Below are 12,459 nucleotides of genomic sequence, written 5' to 3'. Positions count from 1 at the left end.
CGGACCCCACGAACCCAACGGCACGGCGAAGGGCCCGGGAGGAGATCCTCCCGGGCCCCTTCTGCCACGAGGCTGACGACGGCGCCGGTTACGCGGGGTCCCGCGCGAACTCCGTCAGGCTCGTGGAGACGGGCTCGGGACGGCCGTCGTTCTGGGTGGGCGCGGCGGTCAGCACGTCCAGGTGCTGGTAGCCGTCGGCGATCACGGGATCCAGACCGGCCGGGACCCGGCCCGCCAGCAGTCCGTCGCCCGCGAGCACGGTGAGCGTCGGGTGGGCGGTGAGCCCGTCCGGGTGGACGACGAGCCGCTTCACCTGGGGCGAGTCCGCCAGTTGGAGATCGGTGACCAGCTTGGTCGGGAAGTACTGCTCGGTGAAGTCCAGCGGCTGCCGGGCCATGCTGCGGGCCAGCTCCTGGATGTCGGTGACCTCCTTGCCCGCGTCGGTGAAGGGTGTCCCGTCGGCGGACCGGTACCCGGGGTCGTCGGCGTCGCCGACGCGGTCGTAGTTCCGCCAGGTGTACAGCGGGCCGCCCGGCCGGTCGGGGATGGCCTTGTACTCGCGGCCGAGCAGGGCCGGTTGTGCCCCGCTGCCGTTGGCGGCGGGGAAGTTCTTGTCGACGACCGGCCCGCCGTCGAAGAAGCCCACGCTGCTCTGCAGGAAGGCCAGCGGTACGGAGTGGTCGTCCATCAGGGCGCCGAGGACGGCCTCGTTGGAGAGCCGGAAGTCCCGCACCGCCGGGGTGCCGGAGAGAAAGGTGGGGGTGTCCTCGGAGAACAGGAACCGGTTGGTGAGGTCGATGTTGGCGGTGCGGGGCAGCTGGTCCGGCAGGGTCGCCTCGCCGTCCGGGTCCTGCAGCGCGCCCATGGCGGCGATGGCGAGCAGTGTCATCGTCTCCGGGTTGAGGAGCACCGGCGCGGACAGCGAGCGCGGCAGCAGTCCGCTGTCGAGGCCGGCCTGCACGGCGCCGTGGCCGAGGCCGACGTTGGGCAGACCGGTGTCGTCCGGGATGCTGCCGCTCAGGTCCCCGAGGGAGGTGGAGACGGTGGTGTCGAGGGCGAAGTAGCCGGCGCACTGGCGGTGTCCGGCGTCCGCCGTGGTGGTCGGGTCGCCGTCGAAGTCGGCGGTCGCGAAGTACCCGGTGACGACACCGCCCAGGGAGTGGCCGCCGCACAGCACCTTCCGCGCGCGCACCTCCTGGTCGGGCAGTTCGGCGGTGAGCAGGTCGTACTGGTCGCGGACGGTCCGCTCGACGCCTAGCCGCGCCATCCAGCCGAGGACGCCGTTGCCGAGGAACCCGTCGAAGGTGCGGCCCGCGACCGGCTTGTCCCGGTAGTAGTAGTCGACGGCCGTGCGCTGGTCGTCGGAGGCCACCCCGGTGCGGTCCTCCAGGCAGTTGGAGCGGCGGTCCAGGGCCCAGAACTCGATGTGCCGGCCCTGGGCGGCGGCGCGTGCCACGGTGTTGCGGGCGACGCTGTCGAAGGCGCCGGCGCCTTCCAGGATGCCCGGCTGGGCGACGAGGATCCGGTCGGCGTCGGCCGAGGCGGCCGGTCCGCCGGAGGAGCGGTAGCGCAGGTACGACAGCCAGTCGCACGCCGCCGGCCGGGCCCCGAAGGACGCCGGGAGCGGCGCCCGCACCCGCACCATCGTCTCTGTCACACCCCGGACCGGGCCGGCCGACGCCACGGCCGTCTCGGTCCGCGTCTGCGCACCCCGCGCGTCGGGGGCGGCTGCGGTGAGCGCCCCGACGGCCAGCAGCACCGCCGGCGCGACGCCCCGCAGCGCCCTGAAGGTCTTTCCTCTCCTGCGACTCGTGTTCATGCTGGGACGGTAGGACCGCCGCGCGGACCCCACCGCCCCGTGCTCACAACAACGCAAGCCCGGCGAGCGCCTTTGTCATCAGGCACCAACTGCCGCTGCCGCGCCCGCGGTTCACAGTCCGTCGGTCACCATCGCGGCGACGATCCGGACGTGCCGGTCGGCCGCGGTCGTGGAGTACTCGTTGTCGTAGTTGAGTCCGTAGGGCCAGAAGTGGCCGCCGCCGGTGGAGATCTTCGCGCTCGCCCCGTCGTACTGCCTCACCAGCGCCGTGGCCCGCGCGCCGGTCCAGGTGCCGCTGCCGCCCAGCCGGGACCAGCCGGAGCTGGTGCCCACGCCGATGGTGTGCGCGATCTCGTGCAGCGCGGTCCGCTCGTTCATGTAACTGCGGTTGCTGCCGAAGCGGATGGTCCCGTTGAGGTTCCCGTCGGCCGTGGGGACGCCGGGCTCGTAGCGGACGGTGATGTTCTTGCCGAGGTCGCTGAGGTTGTTGTAGCGGGCGACCGCCGCGTTCATGGCCGAGGTGATCAGGGTGTACGCCGTGCGCTGGTCCTGTGTCGGGTTGGCCGCCCGGACGAGGGTCCAGCTGACGGTGGCCGCGGCGGCCTGCGTCCGGGGAACGGGTGCGGACTGGGGCGCCGCCTGGGCGACACCGGGTCCGGCGAGCAGCGCGGCCGTCAGCGCGGCCATGACCACCTTCGTGCGCGGTGAGTTCATCGGGCTCTCTCCTGTGCTTCGTGGGGGAGGAGGACTTGCTCAGGCACCCGGCGTTCCGGTGCGCGGCCCGGCCACCGTGCCGTCGGGGAACGGGCCCGCCGTGCCGGCGTACAGCGGGAACCGATCGGCGGTGGTGGCGGTCATGGCGGGGCGGTCGGTCCCTCCGGCGGTGCCGGTCCGTCCGAGCGTACGGACGGTACGTGACGACCTCGTACGGTTTCTCCCGGGGCGGGTGGAGGACGTTCTCGGGCCGTGCGACCGGTCGGGCGAATCCATGAACAACGAGGACTAGAAAGCGCTTTCAGTTTCCTGAATGCTAAGCACGTGTTTTGGCCATGTCAACGAAACGGCGTTCGCCCCGTGTTGTGGAAGGGAGTGTCGTGACCCCACGACATCGCATCGTCAGGGCCTTGGCGCCCGTGGTCCCCCTCGTGCTGGGTGCCGGTCTGACGGCGGCCCCGCCGGCCGCCGCGGACACGACGGCCCCGGCGCGGAACTCCGTCACCGTCCGGATCGACCCCTCGTACCAGCAGCAGGAGTTCGAGGGATGGGGCACCAGCCTCGTCTGGTTCGCCAACGCCACGGGCGGCTACCCCGAGCCCGTCCGAAGACGGCTCGTCGACATGCTGTTCGGTGAGGACGGCCTCCGCCTCAACATCGCGCGCTACAACATCGGCGGCGGCAACGCCCCGGACGTCCGCAAGGACTACATGAAGACCGGCGCGACGATGGACGGCTTCTGGAAGGCCCCGCCGGGCACCACCCGCCAGGACATGGAGTGGTGGGATCCGGAGAACCCCGGCCACTGGGACTGGAACGCCGACCAGGGCCAGCGCTGGTGGGTGGACCAGGTCAAGGACAAGATCACCAAGTGGGAGGCGTTCAGCAACTCGCCGCCCTGGTTCCAGACCGTCAGCGGGTACGTCTCCGGCGGCTTCGACGCGAACACGGACCAGATCCGCGCGGACCGCGTCGACGAGTTCGCCGCCTACCTGGTGCGGGTCACCGAGGAGATGGAGAAGCGGCACGGTATCGACTTCGACACCATCGCCCCGCTGAACGAGCCCAACACCAACTACTGGGGCACCCAGATCGGCGCGAACGGCCAGCCCACCGGCGGCCGTCAGGAAGGCGCGCACGCGGGTCCCGCCCTCCAGCAGAAGGTGCTCCTCGCCCTGCAGAATGCACTGCGCGGGGCGAGGACCGACGCCCGGATCTCGGCGATGGACGAGACCAACCCGACGATCTTCACCCAGAACTGGAACGCCTACGACGCCTCCGCACGGGCGGCCGTCCCCCAGCTCAACGTGCACACCTACGGCACCGGCATGCGCACCAGCGCGCGCGACATCGCCAAGGGCGCGGACAAAAAGCTCTGGATGAGCGAGGTCGAGGGCACCTGGGGCACCGGCAGCGACTTCACCGGCATGGAGCCCGGCCTCGGCATCGCCGGCCGCATGGTCGACGACATGCGCGAACTGGAGCCGTCCGCCTGGGTGTTCTGGCAGCCGGTCGAGGACGCGCTGCCGCAGGCCGCGGCGGGCAAGAACTGGGGCAGCATCCACGTCCCGTTCAACTGCACGGCCACGGACACGCTGGAGACCTGCCCGATCCGGGCCAACTCCAAGTTCGACACCATCCGGAACTTCACCCACCACATCCGGCCCGGCGACCACTTCGTGAAGGTCGACGACCCGTCCAGCGTCGCCGCCGTCAGGAAGTCGGGCCGTTCGGCCACCGTGGTCCACGTGAACGGCGGCACCACCGCCCGTTCCGTCACCCTGGACCTCTCCCGCTTCCGCAAGATCGACGCGGGCGCCACCGTCACCCCGGTCGTGACGAGCGCGGGCGGCGCCCTCGTGAAGGGCACCCCGGTCGCGGTGACCGGCGGCTCGGCCACCCTCGACGTCCCCGCCAAGTCCGTCACCACGTTCCTGGTCGAGGGCGTCCGGGGCGCGGACAAGGACGCCGCCCTCGTCCAGCCCGGTCATGTCTACCGCCTCCAGGGCACGCAGAGCGGCAAGTCCTTCGCCCCGTCGCCGGACGGCACCGGGGTCGTCCTGCGCACGACCGACGCCGCGAGCGCCCGGCAGCTGTGGTCGGTGGAGCAGCTGACCTCCGGCACCGGCAACCGTGAGCGCTACACCCTGACCAACGCGGACACCGGCGGGCGGCTCGCCGTGCGCGACAACCAGGCCGTCCTCGAGGAAGCGGGGGCAGGTGAGGTTCCCGCCGCCGCGCAGTGGCTCATGTCGACCACCGGGGACGGCAGTTGGACGCTGGTGAACGCCGCCACCGGCCGGCTCCTCGACGTCATCGGGCAGTCGTCCGCCGACGGCGCCAAGGTGTCGACGTACACCCCGACCTCGGCGGCCAACCAGCTGTGGGCCGTGAGCGACGAGACCGTGCTGAGCACCGAGCGGGCCGAGGCGTTCACCGTCCCGGGGCTGCGGCCGAAGCTGCCGGAGACGGTGACCCCGGTGGTCCGCGACGGAGCCCGGGGCTCCCTGCCGGTGGTGTGGGAGCTGCCGGCGGACCGCAAGTGGCGCAAGTCCGGGACCGTACGCGTCCAGGGCGAGGCCACCGACGTCCTCGGCCGGAGGATCCCGGCGGAGGCCCGGGTCACCGTGGACACGATCGCCTCGACCGTCCCCGGCCGCGCGAAGACCTACGAGGGGGGCGAGCCGGAGCTCCCGGCCACGGTCACCGGCGTCGGCCGGGACGGCGGACGCACCGCCCTCCCGGTGACCTGGGACCGGGCCGCCGACGGGGCGTTCGACGAGAAGGGCGTCGTGACCCTGACCGGCAGGGCGGAGGTCGTCGACGGCTCCACGGTCGACGCGGCCGTCCGCGTCCAGGTGACCAGGGCCTCGGAGACCAACATCGCACCCGACCCGGGTGTCGGCGTCGCCGCCACCTACACCGAGAGCGGCTACTCCGCCGAGCGGCTGCGCAACGGCAACACCGCCGAGAAGGCCTGGTCCAACTGGAGGTCGGGCACCAAGAACCCGTCCGACACCATCACCTTCGGTCTGCCGAAGGCCCGCGACCTGAGCCGGGTCGTCGCCCACTTCCACCGGGACGGCACCAACGTCTCCTTCCCGCAGAGCCTGAAGATCCAGGTCAGGAAGACGGCGGACGGCCCGTGGACCGACGCGGGCGGCCCGGTCACGGTCGGCACCGAGGGCACCCCGGTGATCGACGTCCCCCTCGACGCGGGCCCGGTGACCGGCGTGCGGGTGGTCATGACCGCACGGCAGGGCGGCTACATCACCATGGGCGAGATCGAGGTGTACGCCAAAGCTCCCGGTGTCTCCTCCGACGCCGCCGCCTCCTCCGTCGAGGTGGACGGGAAGCCGGTCGGCTCCTTCGACCCCGGTACCACCGACTACCGGGTCGTCACCGACGACCCGGGCCGGGCGGAGGTCACGGCGACGGCGCGCGACCCGTACGCGGCCGTCACCGTGGACCGGAGCGACGCCTCCGGCGGGGCCTCGGCCGTGGTCACCGTGCGCGGCGAGGACGGTTCCCAGACCCGGAAGTACCGGATCGAGCTGGTGCGGGGCTGATGACCCGACCGGCGGGGGCCGTGAGCGTCCCCCGCCGGTCGTCCCGGCCGGGCCGGCCGACTCGTCGGACCATTCAACTGCCGGTGCAGGAAGCCCCGTTGAGCGTGAAGGCCGTCGGCGCGGTGTTCCTGGCGCCCTTGGTGCCGATGAACCCGACCGTCACCGAGCCCGCGGCCGGGATGGTGGAGGTGTAGGAAACGGGCTTCACGCTCACGGATCCGGCGCTCTGCGTGGGAGTGCCGCCCCACATGGTGCCGATGGTCTGGCCGTCGGCGAAGGCGAAGGCGAGGGTCCAGCCGCTGACGGCGGTGGTGCCGGTGTTGCGGATGACGATCTCGCCCTGGAAGCCGCCCGGCCACTCGTTGGTGGCCCGGTACGTCACCGAGCAGTCCCCGGCGGGGGTGCCGCCGCCCTGGTCCGTGGTGACGTTCACGGTGCCCGAACGGTTCGACCGGTTCCCCGCGGCGTCACGGGCGTAGACCGCGAAGGTGTACGTCGTGCCGGCCGTGAGGCCGGTCAGGGTCGCCGAGTCGGTGGTGGAGGAGGCGAGCCTGCTCTCGGTGGAGCCGCTCACCCGGACGATGTCGTAGGCGGTGACACCGGTGTCGTCCGTGGCCGCCGTCCAGGTCAGCGTGGCGGAGGTCGCCGTCACCGCGGAGGCGGTCGGGGTGCCGGGGGCGGTGGGCGCCTTGGTGTCGTCCGGGGTGCCGCCGAAGACCGTGGCCTCCTTCGCCGTCCGCGCGATGCCGTCGGCGCCGTTGAAGATGCGCTCGCCCCAGGCGCTGAGCCGGTTGGGATCGAAGCCGATCGACAGGTCGAGGACCGGATCGGTGTTGCCGCTCCAGGACCAGGCCAGGTAGCCGAGGTCCAGCCGTTCGGCGGCGGCCATCATGGTGTCCTCGTCCGGATCGCCCCACTGGTCGGCGGGTCCGCCGAACTCGCCGATGAGCAGGGGCAGTCGGGCGTCCACGAAGGCGTTCAGGTAGTCGTTGATCTCGGCGGCGGTGTCGAAGACGCTGTACATGTGGATCGAGAAGACGAGGTTGCCGGTGGTGTCGGCCTCGTACACGGACCGGGCGTCGGCGCGCATGACGCCCTGCCAGTCCTGACCCCAGTTGGGGGCGTCCACCATGATGGTGTGCTCGAGGCCGGCGGCCCGCAGTTTCCGCACGGCGGCCTTGGTCGGCGCGGTCCAGCCCGCGGGGTCGGTGTTGCCCCAGGGCTCGTTGCCGATGTTGACGACGACGTAGTCCTCCTCGCCGGCGAGGACGTCCTTGAGGCTGATCCAGTAGTCGGCAGCGTGGTCGAGCGTCCCGGCGGCGGCCTCCTCGCCGTAGCCGGTGGTGTCGTGCACCTCCAGGACGCAGATGAGCCGGTTGGCCTTGCACTGCGCGACGACGTTCGCCACGTCGGCGGCGCTGTTCTTCGTCCAGCGGTGGCCGTCGGAGAGGACGACGCGGACGGTGTTGGCGCCGAGCGCCTTGATGTCGGCCAGCGACTGTGTCTCGCCCGGGTACCAGGTGTGGGCGTGGTTGACGCCGCGCATCACGAAGTCGTTGCCGTTGCCCTCCACGAGACGGCCGTCGCTGATGTGCAGGCCGGCGGCCCGGGCGTCGGGCGCCGACTGGGCCAGCGCCACGGCCGGCGCCAGGACGCCCAGGAGTGCGAGTCCGATCAGGCCGGCGAGCCCTGCCAGCAGGGTGCCGAGGGGGTTTCTTCGCTGCGTGCTTCGTCCAGTTCTCATTGCGACTCCAGGTGGGGGTGGGCGCCGAGAAGCTCAGGCATCAACGAGAGGTGGGGGGTGGCGATGGTTCATGGGAGCGCTCCCATGAACCCATCTGGCTCGGCGCACGTCAACCCTGCGCGCGTTTGTCACGCACGTTGACACGCGTGTTGGCACGCGCAGTGGCACGCGCGTAGTCAGCACCGAAGGCCCGCCCGGACCGCCGCGGCGACTGGCAGCTCAGGTGCACGGCCACCGCCGACCAGCGTCGACAACCTCGAACAGGTCGGCCGCCTGGCCGCCCACGCCCAGTTCGCCGCGATCACCGACGTCCCGAGCACCGGCATCGGCACGCTCCCCTGTCGGGTGATGATCAAGGGCTCGACGGCACCGCTGTCCCGAGAGTCACCGTCCGGGTGCCCGGGCACCCGGGCACCCGGGGGATCACGGACCCGCCTCCGAGACTCGCCTATCGGGACTCGTCCAGATACCCCCGGGCCAGTTCCTCCGCGCGCCCGAACCAGTCGGTGAGCAGGGCGAGTTCATCGGGCGAGTAGCGGGCGAACAGCTCGGCGAGGCGGGCGTAGAACGGGCCGTAGACCGCCACCACCCGCTCGACGACGTCCGGGACCGCGACCACGCGGACGCGGCGGCGGTCGGCGGGGTCCGGCTGCCGGGTCACGAACCCGCCGCGTTCCAGACGGTTGAGGATGCCGGTGACCGCCCCCGTGGTGACATGCGCGCGCTGCGCCAGGTCACCGGCGGTGACCGGGGTGTCCCCGGCCTCCATGACGTACGCGAAGCACACGAGGTCGGTGACGCTCAGGCCGAATCTCCGGGCGAACTCCTGCTGGCCGACGATCATCGTGGCGATCAGGCCGTCCATGGCGCTGATCGCCTCCGGGACGGTGGGGCGGCGTTCGGGCTCCATTGAAGTTGCCTCCGGGGCAAGCTATATTCCTTACTTACTAAGACATCATAGTCCGGCGCCGTGGGCGTGGCCGCGGCATGCCGTGGCACGACGCGGCGCACGTCAAGGGAGCACACACGTGAGTCTTCACGACGAGGGCCACACCATCGCCGGCTGGACCGGCACCGCCATCGGCACCACGGGGTCCGCGCTCCTCGGTCTGGGCGTCTGCGGCTGGGCCCCCGGGTTCGTCCTGGGCACCGCGGTCTCGGTGCTGGCCCTCCTGGTCACCTGGGGCCTGCACCTCGCCGGCTGGGGCAAGCCGCCGGGCCCCCGCCCCCGTGACCAGTGGAGCCTGCGCGTCCGCGACCTCTCCGTGCGCGGCGGCCACGCGGAGTGCCTCGGCTGCCGGCTGGCCGGCCGGCGCCGGACCCCCGCCCCGCTGCCCGCCGTACCCGGGCCCGCCCACAGCCCGGAGGGCGCCGCCGCCGTCCCGGCGGCCGACTCCCCCGCCTGATCCAGGTTCGGGTTTCGGGCGGGGTGAAGCAGGCCACGGGCCGGCCGGGAAAGCTCCCGGCCGGCCCGGGCGCGCCACCCACCGCCGACCTCTCCCCCGTGCCGACCGCGGCGCGAGGGCCGCAGGAGGGTCAGGGGCCCACGAAGGTCCGGCCGGCGTCGGAACGCGAGGAGCACCCCGGGGGCGACGACCAGGGCCCTGACGCCGCGGAGATCCGTCAGAAGGGTCCTGGCGGCGCCGGTCACGCCGCCTGCGGTCCGGCGATCCGGCGGTCCGGCCCAACCCCCGCGAACACCACAGAAGTTGACGAAGTGTTCACGCTCTCTAGGGCAACGAGTGGCATCAGGTCAAGCGTCCCGGACTATTGACTCGGATCACCGCAGTGGCGATTCTCGTCACATCGCTTGTGCCAGCCATGACAAACGGACTACGGCGTCGTGGGTGTTCACCGCGTCCCGGAACGGTCTGGCCGATCGACCGTGCATCCCCCTGACCGAGGACGTGAGTGATGACCAGGACTCCACGCGCCCATGACAGACGCAGACCCCTCATGGTGCTGGCGCTGTTCCTCACGACGATGGGCATGCTGCTCAGTCCGTCGTCCAGTGCGGCCGCGGCCGGCGACTGGTGGCTGCCCACCTCACGGCCGGCGCCCGACTCGCAGATCAACGTGACGGGCGAGCCGTTCAAGGGGACCGACTCGGCCGGTGACGTACGCGGGTTCGTCGACGCCCACAACCACCTGTTCTCCAACGAGGCGTTCGGCGGCCGGCTCATCTGCGGCAAGGTCTTCTCCCCGTCCGGCATCGCCGACGCGCTGAAGGACTGTCCCGAGCACTACCCCGACGGCAGCCTCGCGATCTTCGACTACATCACCCACGGCGGCGACGGCAAGCACGACCCGGTCGGCTACCCGACGTTCAAGGACTGGCCGGCGTACGACTCGATGACGCACCAGGCCAACTACTACGCCTGGATCGAGCGCGCCTGGCGGGGCGGCCAGCGGGTGCTGGTCAACGACCTGGTGACCAACGGGATGATCTGCTCGATCTACCCGTTCAAGGAACGCAGCTGCGACGAGATGACCTCGATCCGGCTGCAGGCGAAGCTGACGTACGACCTTCAGGACTACATCGACAAGCAGTACGGCGGCGCCGGCAAGGGCTGGTTCCGGATCGTCACCGACAGCGCGCAGGCCCGTGAGGTGATCAAGCAGGGCAAGCTCGCCGTCGTCCTCGGTGTGGAGACCTCGGAGCCGTTCGGCTGCAAGCAGATCCTCGACATCGCGCAGTGCAGCAAGGCGGACATCGACAAGGGCCTCGACGAGCTGTACGGCCTGGGCGTGCGCAGCATGTTCCTGTGCCACAAGTTCGACAACGCGCTGTGCGGCGTCCGCTTCGACGAGGGCGGTCTCGGTACGGCGATCAACGTCGGCCAGTTCCTGTCGACCGGCACCTTCTGGCAGACGGAGAAGTGCAAGGGCCCGCAGAAGGACAACCCGATCGGCGGGGCGGCCACGAAGGCCGAGAAGGACCTGCCGGACGGCACCGAGGTGCCGGAGTACGACGACAACGCCCAGTGCAACGTGCGCGGGCTGACCGATCTCGGCGAGTACGCCGTGCAGGGCATGATGAAGCGCAAGATGATGCTCGAGATCGACCACATGAGCGTCAAGGCCACCGGCCAGGTCCTGGACATGTTCGAGGCCGCGTCCTACCCGGGCATCCTGTCCTCGCACAGCTGGATGGACCTGAACTGGACCGAGCGGGTCTACTCCCTCGGCGGTTTCGTCGCCCAGTACATGCACGGCTCCGAGGCGTTCGCCAAGGAGGCCGCGCGCACCGACGCGCTGCGGACCAAGTACGACGTGGGCTACGGCTACGGCACCGACTTCAACGGCATCGGCGACCACCCCGCCCCGCGCGGCGCGAACACCTCCAACCCGGTGAAGTACCCCTTCAAGAGCGTCGACGGCGGCTCGACGATCGACAAGCAGACCACCGGTCAGCGCACCTTCGACTACAACACCGACGGCGCCGCCCATGTCGGCATGATCCCGGACTGGATCGAGGACATCCGGCAGGTCGGCGGCCAGGGCGCGGTGGACGACCTCTTCAAGGGCGCCGAGTCCTACCTCGACACCTGGGGCTCCTCCGAGGGCCACCAGGCGGGCGTCAACCTGGCCAAGGGCAGGACGGCGACGGCCAGCGCGTCCGAGTCGAACCCCGTCACCAGCTACCAGCCCGGCCGGGCCGTGGACGGCGACGGCGGCACCCGCTGGGCGAGCGACTGGAACGACTCCCAGTGGTGGAAGGTGGACCTCGGCACCTCGCACACGGTCCGGAAGGTCACCCTGGACTGGGAGCGGGCCTACGGCAAGGCGTACCAGATCGACGTCTCCACCGACGGCTCGACCTGGAAGACGGTGTGGTCCACCACTTCCGGTGACGGCGGTCTCGACACGGCCAAGTTCTCCGGGGTGACGGCCCGGTATGTTCGGATGCTGGGGACCGACCGCGGTACGGACTGGGGTTACTCCCTCTACGAGGTCGGCGTCTACAGCAGCTGACCGCATTCCACGGGGGAAAGGGATCCACATGGCACGCCTGCCGTCGGCCGAGCGACGCAGACAGCTCACCGAGGCCGCGATCCGCGCGATGACCCGGGACGGAGTCCCCAGGACGACGACCCGGTCCATCGCGGCCGAGGCGGGCGTGTCGCTGAGCGTCTTCCACTACTGCTTCGAGTCGAAGCAGGAGCTGATCGAGTCCGTCATCACCACCATCAGCGGGCACTACGTGGCCCTGGTGCGGGAGGCGATCCGGCCGAGGGAGACGCTCAGGGAGACCGTCCGGGCCGGTTTCCAGGCGTACTGGGACCATGTGTCCGCCCACCCGGGCGAGCACATGCTCACCTACGAGCTGACCCAGTACGCCCTGCGGGAGCCCGGGTTCGAGCACCTGGCGCGGCGGCAGTACGAGATGTACCGCGTCACCTACGCCGATCTGATCGAGCAGTTGCGCCGGACGATGGGGTTCGAACTGACGGTGCCCGTCCCGGTGCTGGCCCGCTATCTGGCCGCCATGACGGACGGTCTCACCCTCAACTTCCTGGTCCTGGGCGACGACGCGGCCTGGGCGGACATCCTCGACACCATCACCGACCATGTGGCCGGTCTGGTCCGCGAGGAGGTCCGCCCGTAGGGCC

At 71.1% G+C, this 12,459-nt stretch carries 8 protein-coding genes; 4 read left to right on the top strand and 4 right to left on the bottom strand.

What is annotated here, in order from left to right:
- Positions 1-88: 88 nt before the first annotated feature.
- Both SCAB_RS37785 and SCAB_RS37780 read right to left on the bottom strand, forming a co-directional pair.
- On the bottom strand, positions 89-1,819 hold the full coding sequence (locus tag SCAB_RS37785; protein ID WP_013005306.1) for a hypothetical protein: 1,731 nt from the start codon (positions 1,817-1,819) through the stop codon (positions 89-91).
- Between the two features lie 111 nt (positions 1,820-1,930).
- Positions 1,931-2,533 (bottom strand): hypothetical protein, encoded by a 603-nt coding sequence (locus SCAB_RS37780; RefSeq protein ID WP_013005305.1) that lies wholly within the window; start codon positions 2,531-2,533, stop codon positions 1,931-1,933.
- Positions 2,534-2,952: 419 nt separating this feature from the next.
- Between SCAB_RS37780 and SCAB_RS37775 the strand changes: the two genes are divergently transcribed.
- Positions 2,953-6,102: a glycoside hydrolase gene (locus tag SCAB_RS37775; RefSeq protein ID WP_013005304.1), complete on the top strand. Its 3,150-nt coding sequence runs from the start codon at positions 2,953-2,955 to the stop codon at positions 6,100-6,102.
- A gap of 73 nt (positions 6,103-6,175) precedes the next feature.
- Here SCAB_RS37775 and SCAB_RS37770 read toward each other — a convergent pair whose 3' ends face one another.
- Both SCAB_RS37770 and SCAB_RS37765 read right to left on the bottom strand, forming a co-directional pair.
- A complete protein-coding gene (locus tag SCAB_RS37770; protein ID WP_013005303.1) occupies positions 6,176-7,846 on the bottom strand; it encodes a cellulase family glycosylhydrolase in 1,671 nt (556 codons plus the stop codon).
- A 448-nt stretch (positions 7,847-8,294) separates the two neighbouring features.
- A complete protein-coding gene (locus SCAB_RS37765) occupies positions 8,295-8,756 on the bottom strand; it encodes a MarR family winged helix-turn-helix transcriptional regulator (protein ID WP_013005302.1) in 462 nt (153 codons plus the stop codon).
- 118 nt (positions 8,757-8,874) lie between these two features.
- Here SCAB_RS37765 and SCAB_RS37760 point away from each other — a divergent pair, with 118 nt between their 5' ends.
- The 3 genes from SCAB_RS37760 to SCAB_RS37750 all read left to right on the top strand — a co-directional run bounded on the left by SCAB_RS37760 (position 8,875) and on the right by SCAB_RS37750 (position 12,455).
- Positions 8,875-9,252 (top strand): HGxxPAAW family protein, encoded by a 378-nt coding sequence (locus SCAB_RS37760; protein ID WP_013005301.1) that lies wholly within the window; start codon positions 8,875-8,877, stop codon positions 9,250-9,252.
- A gap of 550 nt (positions 9,253-9,802) precedes the next feature.
- Positions 9,803-11,821 carry a galactose-binding domain-containing protein gene (locus SCAB_RS37755; protein ID WP_041670095.1) on the top strand — a complete coding sequence of 673 codons (2,019 nt, stop codon included), beginning with the start codon at positions 9,803-9,805 and terminating at the stop codon, positions 11,819-11,821.
- A 28-nt stretch (positions 11,822-11,849) separates the two neighbouring features.
- The gene (locus SCAB_RS37750; RefSeq protein WP_013005299.1) at positions 11,850-12,455 is read left to right on the top strand and encodes a TetR/AcrR family transcriptional regulator; all 606 of its coding nucleotides are present in this window, start codon (positions 11,850-11,852) and stop codon (positions 12,453-12,455) included.
- The last annotated feature ends 4 nt before the right edge of the window (positions 12,456-12,459 follow it).

It is taken from the genome of Streptomyces scabiei 87.22 (assembly GCF_000091305.1).
GTDB lineage: Bacteria > Actinomycetota > Actinomycetes > Streptomycetales > Streptomycetaceae > Streptomyces > Streptomyces scabiei.
Note: the sequence above shows the minus strand (reverse complement) of the source record. Positions and strands in the feature narration are given on the sequence as shown.